At 43.3% G+C, this 18125-nt stretch carries 9 protein-coding genes; all 9 read left to right on the top strand.

Annotated features, from left to right (window positions below; all coding sequences use genetic code 11):
• Nucleotides 1-172: 172 nt before the first annotated feature.
• Complete coding sequence (locus EWE74_RS02860; protein WP_130140019.1) at nt 173-3025, top strand: helix-turn-helix and ligand-binding sensor domain-containing protein; 2853 nt, start codon at nt 173-175, stop codon at nt 3023-3025.
• Nucleotides 3026-3300: 275 nt separating this feature from the next.
• On the top strand, nt 3301-6369 hold the full coding sequence (locus EWE74_RS02855; RefSeq protein ID WP_130140018.1) for a SusC/RagA family TonB-linked outer membrane protein: 3069 nt from the start codon (nt 3301-3303) through the stop codon (nt 6367-6369).
• Nucleotides 6370-6388: 19 nt separating this feature from the next.
• The gene (locus EWE74_RS02850) at nt 6389-7924 is read left to right on the top strand and encodes a RagB/SusD family nutrient uptake outer membrane protein (RefSeq protein ID WP_206365124.1); all 1536 of its coding nucleotides are present in this window, start codon (nt 6389-6391) and stop codon (nt 7922-7924) included.
• Between the two features lie 34 nt (nt 7925-7958).
• On the top strand, nt 7959-9029 hold the full coding sequence (locus tag EWE74_RS02845) for a LamG domain-containing protein (protein ID WP_206365123.1): 1071 nt from the start codon (nt 7959-7961) through the stop codon (nt 9027-9029).
• 16 nt (nt 9030-9045) lie between these two features.
• Nucleotides 9046-11028: a glucoamylase family protein gene (locus tag EWE74_RS02840; RefSeq protein ID WP_130140015.1), complete on the top strand. Its 1983-nt coding sequence runs from the start codon at nt 9046-9048 to the stop codon at nt 11026-11028.
• A gap of 37 nt (nt 11029-11065) precedes the next feature.
• The gene (locus EWE74_RS02835; RefSeq protein WP_239018535.1) at nt 11066-12427 is read left to right on the top strand and encodes a glucoamylase family protein; all 1362 of its coding nucleotides are present in this window, start codon (nt 11066-11068) and stop codon (nt 12425-12427) included.
• 12 nt (nt 12428-12439) lie between these two features.
• Nucleotides 12440-13999: a sulfatase family protein gene (locus EWE74_RS02830; protein WP_130140014.1), complete on the top strand. Its 1560-nt coding sequence runs from the start codon at nt 12440-12442 to the stop codon at nt 13997-13999.
• Nucleotides 13974-15713, top strand: a complete 1740-nt coding sequence (locus EWE74_RS02825; protein WP_130140013.1) for a family 43 glycosylhydrolase — start codon at nt 13974-13976, stop codon at nt 15711-15713. The genes EWE74_RS02830 and EWE74_RS02825 overlap by 26 nt, the downstream gene beginning before the upstream one ends.
• A gap of 33 nt (nt 15714-15746) precedes the next feature.
• Entirely contained in the window at nt 15747-18026 is a 2280-nt protein-coding gene (bglX, locus tag EWE74_RS02820) for a beta-glucosidase BglX (RefSeq protein ID WP_130140012.1), read from the top strand.
• The last annotated feature ends 99 nt before the right edge of the window (nt 18027-18125 follow it).

The following is an 18125-nucleotide window of genomic DNA, read 5'->3' as shown; positions in this document are numbered from 1 at the left end:
TAAGGATGGGTTTGTACAGTTGTAAAACATCCGGATGGACATTTTAATGTAAAGGGGGAGATATGCAATTTTATAAAATAAACCTTTGTTGAATCACAACAATAAAGGTTTCAAGAAGCTTTTGCTAAAAAGCATCTGAGTTTGTAACTTGCGTAGTTCGCAAAGGTATTGTATGATGATCCGCACCATAAGTTTGTTGTTTTGTTTACTCCTAAGCATTTGCTGTTACGGGCAATCCATTTCATCTATCGGAAGCCCGCACGTCCAGAACTATACCAAATCGCAATATAAAGCTGGAAACCAGAACTGGAGTATTGACCAAGGGCAGGATGGCGTGCTATATGCTGCTAATGGTGATGGTATAATCACATTCGACGGCTCCTATTGGGAGATATATCCATTGAAAAATAAAGCGGGGGCGCGAAGTGTCCGTGTTGCGGACGACGGGAAGATATATGCTGGTGGCAAAGCGGAATTCGGTTATTTTGAAAAGAAGAACGGAAAGCTTAAATATTATTCCTTAACACATTTGGTAGAGCCCGGTGTCATCCAAAACGACGAGATATGGAAAATCCTCATCAACGGTGATTCCATTATCTTTCAGTCATTCTCTAAATTTTATCTCCTGCATCAGGATAAAATAACGACACATTATGGAAACGGAGAACCATTCCTCTTTGCCCATAAAACAGGAGACCATATATGGTTAGAAAAGATTCCAAGTGGACTAAGTTCCTGGGGGCCTAATGGCTTTACTCCTTTGGAAACGCGACTGACGAACGTTTTGGTACTACTTCCCTTCGGTACAAACGAGATACTGGTTGGAACAGCAAAAAACGGTCTTTTTTTACTAAACACCAACGGAACAGCTTCCCCATGGAATACGAATTCCCAATTAAGTCAACTTCTTAAAGAAGCGCAAATAAATAACGGCATTAAGATAGATGATAACACATTTGCGTTCGGAACCATAAAAAATGGCATTTTCATTGCCGATAAAACAGGAAAAATCCTCCAACATATCCATAAACGAAATGGGCTTCAAAACAATACCGTACTTAGCATGGTATTGGATAAGCAGGGTAATATATGGGCTGGATTAGATAATGGTATCGATCGCATCGAAATTAACTCTCCTTTTTATTACTACAAAGATATTTTTGGAGAGTTAGGTACCGTATATGCCATCAAGGTATTTCAAGACAAAATATATCTCGGAACGAATCAAGGCTTATTTTATAGCTCTTGGACAGCAGATAGTTACCTCCAACAGCTTCAATTTCAATTCATCCCTAATTCACAAGGACAAGTTTGGTCACTGGAAATATTCAACAATCAACTTATATGTGGACATAATGATGGCACTTTTTTAGTGAAAGATAATCGTATAGAACGAATATCGAGTTGGACCGGAGGTTGGCAAAACATCCAGCTCACACCTGACGATCCTTTTTTCATACAAGGAAATTACACCGGCATAGCGCTATTTGAAAACCGACAAGGATGGCAATTAAATCACAGGTTTAAAGAACTGAAACAAGCCGTCCTTAAACTTTATCCTTGGGAGAATAGGAGCTTTTGGGCTGTGTTAAACAATAACATTCAGCTTTTAGAACTTTCTACAACCCAGCCATCGCTAAAAACCTTAAAGACCTTCTCCTTTATAGAAGATTTCCCCGACATCCAGCGGATCACACCAACTAGTATACGGGGCAATACAGTTTTCGCGACCGATAAAGGTATTTTTATCTACGATAAGGTATTGGGAAAATTCGATGTATACAGCGATTTAAATAAATCACTCGGTTCTTTTGCCTACGCCGCTAGCATTAAAGAGCGAGACAATGGCACTTACATTTTTATCCATGACGGACGTTTTGCTTTAGTAGAGTGGAAAGACAATAACATTCACGTTGATTCTGCCACGTTTAATGTGCTAGAGAATACGGTTATGAAAAATCATGAAAATGTGGAGTTTGCCGCGGATCGATTTCTTTTTGCGTTGGATAACGGTTTTGTTGCCTACAATCCGCATTTCAGACATAACTTACCGATCAAAAGTCCTATCATCAAAGGGTTACAGGATATCTCCATGATGAGCGGTGATTCTATTCTTTATCTAGGCATCGAAAAATCTATTCCTTATCACCAGAACAACATACGTGTCCTATTCTCGTCCCCTTGGTATTCCAGTACGCCCTTAAAATACCAGTATCAATTAGAGGGGTACCATAATAAATGGTCAAGTCCTTCGGAAATACCTTATATTGACTTCACGAATCTTTCTTGGGGCACCTATGTATTTAAAGTACGCGCCTTAGCCACTAACGGACAGATTTCAGACATTAGTCAGATTACGTTCACGATTAAACCGCCATTTTATCTGCAATGGCCTGCACTTCTTTTATACCTTATTATACTGGGATTTGGTTTTATGATTGTACGACGTCGTATCATCAAAAAAATAAAACAAGATAAGCTCCAGCTGCGACATAAACTGCGTCGTCGTCAAGAAGAATTGTTGCGCCGTGAAGTCGAGCAAAACGAGAAAAAGCTCATGCAATTAAAAAACGCACAATTGGAGCAGGAATTAGCGCAAAAAAGCCGAGAGATTGCTAATGTGGCTACGAATATCGTATACAAAAACGAACTGTTAAACAATCTGCAAGAGGAACTCCTCAACATTAAAGACAAAGGCGGCAACAAGCTATCCGCAGACCAATTGCAAAAAATAAACAAACTCATGGATAATGCCCGTAGCGATGAGCGCGATTGGGATGTCTTTGAAAAAAGCTTTAATGAGTCGCACGAAAACTTCTTCAAAAAACTAAAGGCCGATTATCCATCCTTGTCTCCAAATGATCTTAAGCTATGTGCTTATTTGCGACTCAACATGTCAAGTAAAGATATGGCGTCTCTACTCAACATTACGACACGGGGTGTAGAGATAAGACGGTACCGTTTACGTAAAAAATTCAATCTTCCGACAGAAAAAAATCTAACAGAATTCTTATTAGAACGATAAAAAACTACATCATTATTACTACATCATCATAGTGTACAAAAAACACTAACTAAAAATATTTGAGCAAGCTCGAATAGACATTAAAAATCTAATAATCAACTAAATAATCTGTAAACAAACCCTTTCTGTAGCAGCACCAAACATATGATGTAGTAATGTGCAACGGCTTTATTTTGCCTAAAACCTTATACATCACATCTTTGTTATGATTATATGCACGGTGTTACGATAACCTGTTATTGTGTCACAATTATAAACATTAACAAACTAGTTTTATGAGGAAGTTATTTATACTTTTTTTGTTCTTAACCGCTACCTTATCTTATGGGTATGCACAGGTTAGAACGGTCACCGGAACAGTCAAAGACAGCGGATCTTTAATTGGTCTTCCAGGGGTGACCATTTCTAAACCGGATGGCACGGGAAGCCAGACGGATGCCGCTGGACGGTTTTCGATTGAGGCGAATCCTACAGATGCGCTAACTTTTCGTTTTATTGGGTACACTGCCCAGACGGTCGAGGTCGGCGATCAGGAAACTATAGATGTTTTCTTGATCAGTGAAGACCAAGCTTTAGAAGAAGTTGTTGTTATCGGTTATGGTACGCAAACGCAACGGAACCTGACATCTTCCATCGTTACGGTGAAATCAGAAGACATCGTAAAAACACCAAATGCCAACCCCTTACAAGCGTTACAAGGGCGTGTAGCTGGGGTACAGATTGTCAGCAGTGGAGCTCCCGGTGCTTCGCCGACTGTCCGGCTTCGGGGTATTGGCTCATTCGAGGGAGGAAGTGCACCGTTGTATGTTGTAGACGGAATGTTCTTTGATAATATCGATTTTTTGAATCCCAATGACATCGAAACCATCAACGTGTTGAAAGATGCTTCTGCTTCTGCTATTTATGGTGTTCGTGCCGGAAATGGTGTGGTGTTGATAGAAACAAAGTCAGGCGCGTACAACCAGGAAGCAGAAATTGTATACGACGGATATTATGGGATTCAAAATCCCCAAAATGTTTTAAAGATGGCCAATACGCAGCAATTCGTTCAATATATAAACGAAACCGGAGGTTCTGCGGATATTGCTTTTATTGACAATGCGATGCAACGGTATGGACGTAGTCGTATCGATCCTAACTTACCAAATGTCAACACCGATTGGTACAACGAGATTATGAGTCCCGCTCCTATTCAGAACCACAGTTTGTCATTCAATGGGGGTGGCGAAAAAACCCGTTACTCCATAGGTGGTAGTTATTTCAAACAAGACGGCTTGCTCAACGAGCAGCGAAATGACTTTCAAAGACTATCGTTCCGAACCAAAATAGATAGTCGGGTACGCGACTGGTTAAATGTCGGCGGTAATTTCAATGTGAGTACGGCGCGGCAATATAATGGCGAAAATACGGCATGGTTCAGAGCTTATTTTTCTGTTCCCATTTTACCCGTATATGATGAACAGAATACGATGGCAGACCCTTATAAATTGGCTAATGCGCAACAACTAGGATATCGAGGTGTACAAAACCCTTTTTATCCGTTAATGTATGTAGACAACCGGAATCATGTTGCCAAAATGTTGGGTAACTTCCATTTGGAAGCTAACATCATTGAAAATAAATTAAAATTCCGGACACAATATAATTACAGCTTGGGCTTTGTGAACGCCAGACGCATCGACTTTGAACATCATGACGGCGTAACCGCCCGCCAATCGGCAATCAGACGGCAGAACACATCCGATTATGACCAGGTTTGGGATAATTTCCTGACGTATGACGATAAATTCGGAAAACACAGTTTAACGGCCGTGTTAGGACAATCATGGCGTAACGAATATAGCGAGCTCCTATATGCCCGTGGAACAGCCATCAATCCGGCACCTTCCCGCGCGGCTGAACAATATTGGTACTTAACCAATGCGACAGAGTTTGACGTCGACGATATTGGAGATGCTAACGACGCGACGATCAATGCGAATTTGCAATTTCTATCTTTTTTTGGTCGTTTATCTTATAATTACGATGGCAAATATTTACTGTATGGTACCCTGCGTCGTGATGGAAACAACAAGTTTCAGAAAAAATGGGGTAATTTCGCCACCCTCGGAGCAGGTTGGATCGTTTCCCAAGAAGAGTTCTTTGACGTTTCTGGAATCGATTTCTTAAAATTCCGAGCATCATGGGGACAATTGGGTAACGACGGTATAGCTCCGGCCACAGGTTTACCCGTATTGGAAGAAAATAACGGCGCTATCGACGGTACGCGTATCGTTGGTAGAAGGCTCAATCCCACATTTGATTATATCTCTCAATGGGAGACCACTGTGGAAACCAATATTGGTTTAGATGCTCGCTTTTTGAACAACCGACTATCCTTGGGAGCTGATTATTTTATCCGGGATACCCGTGATCTCGCTGTCCGAATTACCCCTCCTGTGTTCCGAGCAGAAGAAAGAAGAAGTGTAGGTCAAATTCGCAACAAAGGTTTTGAAATGAACCTTAACTGGACCGACGACATCCATGAAGATTTTTCTTATAATATCGGTGGAAATTTCGCAACGCTTAAAAACGAAGTGCTAGGGCTCGGGGGGCCCACTTATATAAATGCCGGTTCTGCAGAGTTTCGTCAGCGATCCATTATTGGCCAACCTTACCAAGCCTTCTACGGATATGATGTCGTCGGCGTTTTTCAGAAAGGCTCTTACGCCGATGCTTCCTCCATTGACAACCTTGTACAGGCAAGTGGATACACGAAAGAATTTATTCAGGAGAGACAATTACGTGAGGGTGATTTGATATTCCGAGATGTCAACAACGACGGCATAATCGACGATGAAGATCGCATGGTATTAGGCTCTTATCTACCTACATTCACTTGGGGTGGTAATATAGGCTTTCGCTATAAAAAATTGGATTTTCAAGCTTTGTTCCAAGGACAGCATGGTTATCATATTCTCAACAGAAAGCGTGGCGAGATGATATTCACGAATGATACCAATATCGACGCTGATTTGGCGACCAACCTCTGGCGTGGCGAAGGCACATCCAATTCGTACCCATCAGCTTCCGGTCTGAGGAGAGCTTGGAATCAGAATCTAAGCAGTTATTTTATAGAAAATGGCTCGTATTTCCGCTTACAAAACGTACGACTGTCCTATTCTTTCTTAGGAAAGGAAATCAACGGCAAAAAATGGCCTGAAACGAGAGTAACGCTAACGGCAGAACGCCCATTGACCGTTTTCAAATACAACGGATTCAATCCCGAAGTATCCAACGGAGTGGACAGAGAAGTATATCCTGTTCCCGCAGTATATACGTTGGGCGTAATGATTAAATTATAATAATAAAGAAATGATGATCATGAAACGAAACCATACATTAAAATATTTTGCCGTTATATTAGTCGGCCTTCTTTTCGGAATGGCATCCTGTGAATTGGATGCTCCTCTTGAAAACCAACAAATCGTGGAGGGCACAGATTATACGCAGTCCCAAAACATGGTTCTTCTTTTACGCGGCGCGTATAATGAACTATATGGCATGCAATGGGAAACATTCCCGTTGATAAGTGTCAGAGGAGATGATATCGATATTGGCGGATTGGGTGATCAGCCTGTACTAGCACAAGTGGATAGTTTCCGTTATGATAGAAACTTTTGGGGCTTTAATTCTACCTGGCTGAACCTTTATTCCGACTTAATTTACTGGAGAGGTGCTATTGAAGAAATCCAAAAGTATCAAGAGGCAGGCGCCAATGCCACGACCGCACAGCAACATATTGCTGAAATAAAAGTGATGGAAGGATATGAATTACTCCAGTTGGCACGGATGTGGGGTAGTATCCTGATTCCGCAGAGCTCACAGCCTTCGGCGCTGTTCAATGTCGAACTGTCTACTTTTGAGGAGGTGATGCAACACATTTCCGTCCAGATGGACGAAGCTATACCTCTCCTGCCGAATGTGCGTCCGGACCAACGTTCGGATATACGAGGGGGGGTAACACGTTATACAGCTCTTGCCATCAAGGCAATGGCAAATTTAGAGCTTAAAAATTTCCCGGCTGTAGCCGAAGCCACTGGTCAAATCATCAGCAGCAACTTGTTTTCCCTAGAACCTGATTATTATCAGCTTTTCAAATTACCGGGAAAATTAAATAGCGAAAACCTGTTAGAATTTCAATATTCAGACTATGGTACGTCTTCCGGCACATCCAACAAATTCAATTGGGATTTTTACGGACCGGGCAGCTGGACCCCGGCGAGATCGGGATCAAGCGGTGGATGGGGGTTCTGGGAGCCTAGCCAAAAATATATAAAGTTTATGTTAGACCGTGGAGAACGATTACGTTTGGAAACCACCGTATTATTTACGCCTCGCGGTATAGAAGCGCTGAGGAGTGATCCAAATTATGCTACACTACCTAGCTGGATATCGAATACAACGCGTGAAGGTGATGTTTTTAATAATCATGCCCGCTATCGGTTTTTAAGCGGCAAACATTATTTTCCGTCCACACAGCTCACACCTGGTCGGACAGCTTATGGCGAAAATAAAAACCTCATCGGTATTCGTTATGCCGAAGTATTGTTGATGCACGCCGAAGCATTAACGAGTGGTGCCAGCAGCACGGCAATGACGGCAACAGCAGCTGTTAATATGGTTCGTGATCGCGCCAATATGGGAGCTTTGAGCAATGTCACATTAGACGATGTATTAAATGAAAAAATGGCAGAGTTTGCCGGAGAATGGGGTATTCGTTTTTACGATTTGATCCGCCACGATAAAACCGCTGATCTTTCATACGGTGGGCGGACATATAATACGTCCAACGGAAGGTTTTACCCCTACCCACTTGAACAGCAAGGCATTTTACCGCAATTACAAACAGAAGACTAAGAATAGCTTATACCTTTTATAAATGACAAGGAACATGAAGAAGTTTAACATTTTATTCCTCAGCACGCTGTTGATATTCGCAGCCTGCCAGGATGGATATATAGATGACATCAATCCGGTAGATGCTGGCAATGATGAAAATGCACCTGCCATCACGATTGGATATCCTTCATCTGCTGTGGTATTAATTCCATTTACAGATGAATCTACCGATATCGATTTTGAATTTGAAGTCAGAGACGATATCGAAATAACCTCGATTGCTATTGCACTGAATGGGCAGCCTTTGGAATCCTATCAAGGGTTTCTAGATTTCCGACGCGTTAAAACCTCGTTTAAAAGCGAAAATTTAGCGTTGGGTAACTACAAATTTGAAGTTAACGCGACGGATGCCTCGGGAAAAACCACCACCAAAGTTCATGAATTCGAGATTAGCAATATATATGCCGCTAAATACCCTGGAGAAATATTTTATATGCCGTTTGAGGGCAATGTCTACATGGATCTTTTGGGGGAAATCACTGCAGCAAAGATAGGTAGCCCAAGCTTTGGGGCAGGAAAGGCAGGTCGTGCTTATGCCGGCGCAACAGACAGTTACTTAACCGTTCCAACGGCGGGCTTGGTCGGCAGTGAGTTCAGTGGCTCGTTCTGGTATAAAATTAATGCGAGTACGACTCATGCAGGATTAGTAACGGTGAGCCCTCCAGATCCATCGAACAACAAACGATCCAGCGGTTTCCGCTTGTTTAGAGAGCCGGGTGCATCTGGAAACCAACGTATAAAATTGAATGTCGGAAATGGCACAGCAGACGTCTGGTTCGACGGTGGTACTGCGGCAGATATCAGTGCAACTGCGGACTGGGTACATATTGCTTTCACGATAGCGCCAGACCGATGTGCACTTTATATCAATGGTAAGGTTGTTAAAGATGGTTCCTTTACCGGGGTAAGCTGGGCGGACTGTGACGCGATCTCTATCGCTTCGGGTGCTCCTAATTTCACAGGGTGGAATCATAAATCTGATTTAAGTTTAATCGATGAGTTACGTTTCTTCGACAAAGCATTAACGGCCGAAGAAGTGAACACCATTTTTGAAGATAATTAACGTAAACTAAACAATAATGAAGAAGGTAAGTTTGCCGGTATGGATATTGTTTTGGAGTCTTTTAACTTTCACGGTTGAAGGGTGTAAAAAAGAAACCGGACATATCGGCAGCCTTACTCTTTCTAATGTATTTATTGGAGAAACCGAAGTTGATCTGGATAATCCCGGAGAAAACACGGACATACCAATGGATCGGAGTATCTCCCTGGTTTTTTCTGGGCCTGTTGATCAGCAAAGTGCAAAAAGCGCCATTAGCTTACGATACGAATCGGGAGAAGTACCGGTTCAGCTGGCTTTTGTAGCCCAGGGAGCACAAGTGCTTATATATCCTGAGCGTCTTTTATCACCCAATACACGCTATATTCTTGAATTATCTGATGGACTTAAAGCTACTGACGGTGCCCCGTTTTCCGCTCGGAATATCCAATTTACTACCCGCAAATCGGATATAGAAATTCTCGGCATCGAATACAATGGTGAGGAGAGGGACAACAGCAATCTATTAACGAACATTCCGTTGGATTTTTCGATAGACATCCATTTGTCGGTAGCGGTTTCCACCGCATCAGTAGGCGAGGCCTTTAAACTCATCGGTCCAGATACCGAGCAAGTGGCTTTCTCCTTGCTAAATAATGGTAAAACGATCAGCCTACACAGCAACCAACCGCTTCCCTATCTCACAAAATATATCCTCACCTTATCCGATGCGTTAACAGGACGCGACGGCGAAAAATTTGCCGGAATTTCCAAAACATTATACACAGCAATAGATCCCACACCAAAATTCCCTGTCGTATCCGATGATGAATTACTAACGCTCGTTCAACGACAAACATTTAAATATTTTTGGGATTTCGCCCATCCGGGGAGTGGTATGGCTCGGGAACGCAACACCTCCGGAAATACCGTAACCAGTGGAGGATCAGGTTTTGGCATCATGGCATTAATCGTGGGAATGGAGCGTAATTTTATTAGCAGAGCACAAGGCTTGGAACGGATGGAACAGCTATTAACCTTCCTGGAAACAACTGATCGCTTTCATGGTGCATGGTCACATTGGATCCATGGCGAAACCGGTGCAGCCCTTCCCTTCAGTGCCAATGACAACGGCGGAGATCTGGTGGAAACAGCTTTGCTCCTACAGGGTCTGCTTACTTTCCGACAATATCTAAATCCGAATGTACCTGCTGAAAAATCACATATTGACCGCATCAATATATTATGGGAAAGCGTAGACTGGAACTGGTATTGCAGAGATGGGCAAGAAGTATTGTATTGGCATTGGTCACCGGATAAAAAATGGGCAATGAACCTGAAAATCAGCGGGTGGAACGAATCCTTGATTACTTATGTACTGGCCGCATCCTCTCCCACACATAATATTTCGAAAAGCGTATATACGAACGGTTGGGCTAGAAATGGTAATATGCGAAACGGAGCCATGTACGAAGGTATATCCCTGCCGTTAGGACCTGATTTTGGAGGTCCGTTATTCTTTAGTCATTACTCCTTTCTAGGCATTGATCCCCACCAGGTACAAGACGAATATGCCAATTATTGGGAACAAAACGTCAACCACAGTTTAATCAATCACAGATATTGTGTCCGAAACCCGAAAGCTTTTGTCGGATATAGTGCGGACTGCTGGGGATTGACCGCCAGTGACAACCATATCGGATATGCGGCTCATTCGCCCACTAACGATTTGGGAGTTATTACCCCTACCGCCGCCCTTTCCTCCTTTCCCTATACACCAGCGGAATCCATGCGCGCATTGCATTTTTTTTATTATACCATGGGCGACCGGCTATGGGGTGAGTACGGTTTTTATGATGCATTCAACATTACCGAAGGTTGGGTAGCGGACAGTTATCTAGCTATAGATCAAGGCCCTATTATCTTGATGATTGAAAATTACCGCACAGGGTTACTATGGGATTTATTGATGAGCGCCCCCGAAATCCAACAGGGTTTGAACAGACTTAGTTTACATAAATAGAAATAATAAAACGATATAGAAAATAATAAATAAGTACATGATGATAAGAAAAGTTTTTTCCCTAGCTACTTTGAGCGTTGTACTCACATTAAGTGCTTGCCAGAATCCTAACGGTGGCACAAACAACAAACAACAGGCTGTTCACGATACATTAACAGACGAGGCACTTATAGATCTCGTCCAACAACAAACCTTTCAGTATTTTTGGGATGGTGCGGAGCCCAATTCCGGATTGGCCAGAGAACGGATTCACATAGATGGTGAATATCCCCAAAACGATGAAAACGTTATTACTATCGGTGGAAGCGGTTTTGGTTTAATGTCTATCTTGGTAGGGATACATAATGAATTTATTACCAAAGAAGAAGGACTGGCGCGGTTTGAAAAAGCACTGAACTTTCTCGATAAGGTCGAACGTTTCCAAGGCGCTTGGTCGCATTGGTATTTCGGTGACACGGGCAAACCAAAAGCTTTCAGCAAAAATGATGATGGTGGCGATATTGTCGAAACTGCTTTTATGGCACAGGCACTGATTACCATCCGCGAATATTATAAAGGCGGTAACGAAGCAGAGAAAACGATAGCGGCCAAAGCCGACGAACTATGGAAAGGTATTAACTGGGATTTCTATAGAAATGGAAAAGATGTGCTTTATTGGCACTGGAGCCCGAAACATGGTTGGGGCATGAATCATGCTATTCAAGGATTCGATGAATGTATGATTGCTTACATTTTAGGAGCGTCCTCCCCTACACATGCTATTCCAGCCGCCACTTATCACAAAGGTTGGGCGCGTGATGGCGCTATTCGTACGTCGATTACAAAATACGACATACCAACCATTGTTAAACACAACGCAAAAGACGGTGAAGTCGGACCATTATTTTGGTCGCATTATTCCTTTTTAGGCTTAAATCCAAATGGGCTATCTGATCAATATGCAAACTACCAAGACGTGGTGACCAACCACGCGAAGATTCATATTGCCTACGCAGAAGATAACCCAAAACAATTTAAGGGATACGGAGCGGATAAAGGTTGGGGATGGACGGCAAGTTATTCAACAAATGGTTATAATGCCCACCATCCGGACAACGATCCTACCGGCGTGGTATCGCCTACGGCGGCCATTTCATCCATCCCCTATACACCCAAAGAAAGCATCAGCTTTATGCGCTATTTAAAAGATAGCATTGGTGATGACGTATGGGGTAAATACGGTTTTTACGACGCCTATAGCGAATCGGAGAATTGGTATCCACAACGTTATCTTGCCATTGACCAGGGACCGATGGTCGTGATGATTCAGAATTATAAAGATGGGTTCATCTGGAATCTCTTTATGGGTGCACCAGATGTACAAGAAGGCTTAAAGAAACTAGGTTTTTCAGCACGATAAAGTAATAATCGTATGTTCAAAAACAACTTAAAATATGCTCTTTTTTTCGGCGCCATATGGATGGTATCTTTGAGTTCTTACGGCCAGACAGACACACAGCGTCCTAACGTCATATTTATCATGAGTGATGACCATGCAGAACAGGCCATCAGCGCGTACGGACATCCTATTTCTCAAAAAGCACCGACACCACATATCGACCGTATCGCCAATGAGGGAGCGCTATTCTTAAATAATTATTGCAGCAATTCCATTTGTGGCCCTAGCCGAGCAGCAATACTGACGGGTAAACACAGTCATAAGAATGGATTTATGCAAAATGGAAATAGAGGTTTTGACGGTACCCAACAGACGCTCCCCAAAATACTACAGCAAAACGGTTATGAAACAGCTATTATCGGTAAATGGCACCTCATTTCAAAACCAACGGGCTTCGATCATTGGGAAATTTTAAATGATCAAGGGGATTATTACAACCCCTATTTCATTACGGAACAGGATACCGTTCGTCGTATGGGTTATGTTACCGATCTGATTACCAACCTGACCAAAGATTGGTTGGAACATCGTGATAAAAACAAACCGTTTTTCCTCATGATGCACCATAAAGCCCCGCATCGCAACTGGGTGCCTGCTGAACGGCACTACAAGCTTTATGAAAACACCACCTTTCCGGTGCCCGAGACATATTTCGATGATTACGAAGGACGATATGCAGCTGCGCAACAAGAGATGAATATCTATCGGGACATGTACGAAGGCCATGATCTGAAGATGGTAACCGGTATCGATTCAGATACCTTACTGTACGATCCTTGGCCCCATGCTTTCTTGAATACCATGACAGCTGCAGAACAGAAACGTTTCTTTACGGCTTACAGAGATCGGAACAACGATTTCCATATTACGGAACGTACGGAAAAAGAAAAAGCGCTCTGGAAGTTCCAGCGCTATATGCAGGATTACCTGGCTACGGTCAAATCGGTAGATGAAAGTGTTGGTGCGATTTTGGACTATCTAAAAGCTAATGGATTGGACAAAAACACCATTGTTATCTATACATCAGACCAAGGCTTTTACCTTGGCGAACATGGATGGTTCGACAAACGCTTTATGTACGAAGAATCCTTTGGTATGCCTTTGCTCATGTCCTACCCTAAACATATTGAGTCAGGCATCAAAATAGATGGTTTAACACAGAATATAGATTTTGCCCCCACCCTATTGGATTTATGTCAGATTGCCGTACCAGATGAAATGCAAGGGAAATCTTTCAAAGCACTCGTACAACATGGAAAAACACCAAAAGACTGGCGAAAATCACTTTACTATCATTACTATGAATATCCAGGCTTCCATAGTGTCCGTGCACATTACGGGGTAAAAATGGAACGATACAAATTGATGCATTTTCCAAAGGAGAATCTTTCGGAGCTTTATGATCTCCAAAAAGATCCCTCCGAGATCAAAAATATATACGGTAAAAAAGGAACAGCAAAATTAACACAAAAACTACAGCGGGAATTGCTAATGTTACAAGATAAATATGAAGTTGACAAAGAATATCGATAAGATCTGGCTCGCCTTACTTTTTGTCCTGTTTGCTACCGAAGGACATAGCCAAAACATGCGCGCCGACACCTACTGCAATCCACTGAACGTGGATTACACCTACATGATCTATAATGCACATCGCGATATATCCTATCGATCCGGAGCCGACCCGGCGGTTGTTGAATTCCGCGGTGAATATTATATGTTCGTTACCCGATCCATGGGGTACTGGCATTCTACCGACCTACAAAACTGGAATTTCATCACGCCCGACAAGTGGTATTTCGAGGGATCGAACGCACCAGCCGCACACAACTACAGGGATTCCATATTATATGTTACGGGTGATCCATCTGGCCACATGAGTGTCCTATATACCGACGATCCAAAAAAAGGCGATTGGAAAGCCACTCCCTCCATCATTAACAACTTGCAAGATCCAGATCTATTTATCGATGATGACGGACAGGCTTATATGTTCTGGGGTTCATCCAACAAATTTCCTATCCGCGGACGTAAATTGGATAAAAACAAGCGGTTCATTGCCGATTCGGTTATCGTCGAGCTTTTCAACTTAGCGCCCGACAAACATGGTTGGGAACGCTTTGGAGAAAACCATGCTGACACCGTGCTGGGCGGTTATATTGAAGGGCCCTGGCTTACCAAGCACAACAACAAATATTATATGCAATATGCTGCTCCCGGCACCCAATTTAACGTATATGGCGATGGTGTTTACATAGCGGACCAGCCACTTGGGCCTTATACCTATCAGGCGCACAACCCGATTTCGTATAAGCCGGGTGGCTATATGAACGGTGCGGGACATGGTAGTACGGTTGTCGGTCCCGGTGGTCATTATTGGCATTTTGCAACGATGGATTATTCGGTGAACATGACCTGGGAAAGACGACTTTGTATGTTTCCTACTTTTTTCGATGAGGACGGAATCATGTATACGGACACCTACTTCGGAGATTATCCACGTTATGCGCCTTCCGTACCGAATAAAGGAGGTCAGTTTAGAGGATGGATGTTACTCTCTTACAACAAACCCGTCCATGTATCATCGATCCAAGAGGGATACGATGCATCGGCATTGACTGATGAGATTGCCAAAACGTCTTGGCTGGCCGAAAACAATGATGCCCGCCAATGGGTCGTTATCGATCTGGAAAAACAAGCTGATATATATGCTATCCAAATCAATTATGCCGATTATCAGTCGGATATGTATGGACGCATCGAAGGATTAAGACATCGCTATACATTGGAAGGTTCTGGTGATGGCGAAAACTGGTTTACAATTGTTGATAAAAGCAAAAGTTTTAAGGATACACCCAACGACTATATCGAGTTGGAATCCGCAGTATCAACACGTTATATCCGATATAAGAATATCGAGGTACCTACTCCTCACCTAGCGATGTCCGAGATCCGAATCTTCGGAATAGGAAACGGGAAAAAACCTGCTCCCGTTAAAAACTTTCGTTTAGATAGGTATAGTGACAGGCGCGATATCGCTTTAAGCTGGTCGAAGCAAACCAATGCACAAGGTTATAATGTACGTTGGGGCATTGCTCCGGATAAGTTGTATAGCTCGTGGATGGTTTATGAAGACAATGAACTCTTATTAAAGTCCTTGAACACCGATCAAACCTATTATTTCGCCATAGAGGCGTTTAATGAGAATGGTGTTTCCGAATTGTCCACCATTACCAAAATAGAATAAAATAGATAACTCCATAAAATAAGGATAACGATCATGAAAAGATTAACAATATGGATGCTCGGTATCGCCACCATAGCGTGGTTGGACGCAAACGCCCAAACCGACACCAAAATGGATAAATTTATTGCAGATCTCATGGGCAAGATGACCGTGGAAGAAAAAATTGGGCAGCTAAATCTCGTTACCGGAGGCGAAGCCGTGACGGGCTCGGTTGTATCTACCGGTGTAGAAGCCAAAATAAAGGCAGGCGAAATCGGCGGAATCTTCAGCATGTCTTCTCCTGCTAAAATCAGAGCTGCACAAGAATTAGCGGTTACACAATCGCGTTTAGGCATTCCGATTATTTTCGGCATGGACGTTATCCATGGGTATAAAACGATGTTTCCTATCCCCCTCGGTTTAGCCGCTACCTGGGATATGGGACTTATTCGTGAATCGGCACGTATCGCCGCGGTAGAAGCCAGTGCAGATGGTTTGAACTGGACATTCTCCCCGATGGTCGATATTTCCCGGGATCCGCGTTGGGGTCGGATATCCGAAGGAAGTGGTGAAGACACCTACCTTAGCTCGCGCATAGCAACAGAAATGGTTAAGGGGTACCAAGGTGAAGATCTCGCTACAAACTATACCTTGATGGCCTGTGTGAAACACTTTGCGCTTTATGGAGCCGCCGAAGCTGGAAGAGATTACCATACAACCGATATGAGTCTGCACCGGATGTATAACGAATACTTCCCGCCCTACAAAGCCGCCATCGATGCCGGTGCCGGAACGGTGATGACATCGTTTAACGATATCAATGGTGTACCTGCTACTGCAAATAGATGGCTGATGACGGATGTTTTACGCAACCAATGGGGATTCAAAGGGATGGTCGTTACCGACTATACCGCAATTAACGAACTCATTGATCACGGCTTAGGTGATCTACAAGCGGTATCCGCACTAGCGTTGAAGGCGGGCGTACACATGGATATGGTCGGCGAAGGTTATCTGACAACCCTAAAAAAATCGTTGGATGAAGGCAAAGTGGCACAAGCTGAAATTGATGAAGCCTGTAGACTCATATTAGAAGCGAAATATAAATTGGGGCTTTTTGAAGATCCTTTCCGCTACTGCGATGAGGAACGGGCAAAGAACAATATCCTTACGACAGCCCATTTAGCGAAAGCGCGTGAAATCGCCGGTAAATCTTTTGTGCTTCTTAAGAACGAAAACAATACCCTACCCTTGAAAAAAGAGGGTACGGTTGCACTTATCGGCCCATTATCAAACACCCGAGCGAATATGCCCGGTACGTGGAGTGTAAGTGCGGATCTCGAAAACACTCCTAGTCTATTGGAGGGAATGCAAGCCGCTTTGGGCGACAAGGTTAACATCGTACAACATTTGGGAGCCAATCTCCTATCGGATGCGGCGTATCAAGAACGGGCGACGATGTTTGGTCGCACGATACCACGGGATGGACGACCAGAAGATGAAATCATCGCAGAAGCGTTGCAGGTAGCAGCATCGGCCGATGTTATTGTAGCGGCTTTAGGAGAGTCCTCTGAAATGAGTGGGGAAAGCTCCAGTCGTACGGAACTGGGTATTCCAGACACACAGAAAAGACTATTGGAGGCATTACTGAAAACCGGCAAACCTGTTGTATTAGTATTATTTACAGGCAGACCGTTGACGTTAACCTGGGAGAACGAACATGTTCCTGCCATATTAAATGTTTGGTTTGGTGGCACAGAAACGGGCAAAGCAGTAGCCGATGTGCTCTTTGGCGATGTGAATCCTTCCGGGAAACTTCCGGCTACTTTTCCACAGAACGTAGGACAAATCCCTTTGTATTACAGTGCTAAAAACACCGGACGCCCCTTGGCTGATGGCGCATGGTTTGAAAAATTTCGTTCGAACTATCTCGATGTCACGAACGAATCCCTCTATCCTTTTGGTTATGGTTTAAGTTACACCACATTCAACTACAGCGATATCCAATTGGATAAAAACACGATGGGTGCCGATGACAAACTCACCGCTACGATTACCCTGAGCAATACGGGTAATTATGATGGCGAAGAAGTTGTTCAGCTGTATATCCGCGACCTGGTGGGTTCAGTTACGCGTCCGGTGAAGGAGCTTAAAGGCTTTCAGAAGGTTTTTCTGAAAAAAGGGGAAAGTCGTGATATCCGCTTTGAGATTACGGTCGATGATCTGAAGTTTTACAACAACGAGCTAGAGTTTGTGGCCGAACCGGGCGATTTCAAGCTATTTATCGGAACGAGTTCCAGCGATGTGAAAGAAGCGGGTTTTTCGTTGCGTTAACATTACGTCAAGGTCCATGCACATTTTTTCTGATATGCATAGGATAAAATCCTGCCAAAATGAGGGTTACCCCAAAAATCTTTTTGGCAGGATTTTGCC

Source organism: Sphingobacterium corticibacterium, from assembly GCF_004208525.1.
Taxonomy (GTDB): Bacteria; Bacteroidota; Bacteroidia; order Sphingobacteriales; family Sphingobacteriaceae; genus Sphingobacterium; species Sphingobacterium corticibacterium.
The sequence above is the reverse complement of the archived record's forward strand: the minus strand, read 5'-3'. Positions and strand labels throughout refer to the sequence as shown.

Coding starts and splice junctions, on each gene's coding strand:
- EWE74_RS02855 (WP_130140018.1), top strand. CDS start 3,301: ATGAGGAAGTTATTTATACTTTTTTTGTTCTTAACCGCTACCTTATCT.
- EWE74_RS02830 (WP_130140014.1), top strand. CDS start 12,440: ATGTTCAAAAACAACTTAAAATATGCTCTTTTTTTCGGCGCCATATGG.
- EWE74_RS02835 (WP_239018535.1), top strand. CDS start 11,066: ATGATGATAAGAAAAGTTTTTTCCCTAGCTACTTTGAGCGTTGTACTC.
- EWE74_RS02845 (WP_206365123.1), top strand. CDS start 7,959: ATGAAGAAGTTTAACATTTTATTCCTCAGCACGCTGTTGATATTCGCA.
- EWE74_RS02840 (WP_130140015.1), top strand. CDS start 9,046: ATGAAGAAGGTAAGTTTGCCGGTATGGATATTGTTTTGGAGTCTTTTA.
- EWE74_RS02860 (WP_130140019.1), top strand. CDS start 173: ATGATGATCCGCACCATAAGTTTGTTGTTTTGTTTACTCCTAAGCATT.
- EWE74_RS02850 (WP_206365124.1), top strand. CDS start 6,389: ATGAAACGAAACCATACATTAAAATATTTTGCCGTTATATTAGTCGGC.
- EWE74_RS02825 (WP_130140013.1), top strand. CDS start 13,974: ATGAAGTTGACAAAGAATATCGATAAGATCTGGCTCGCCTTACTTTTT.
- bglX (WP_130140012.1), top strand. CDS start 15,747: ATGAAAAGATTAACAATATGGATGCTCGGTATCGCCACCATAGCGTGG.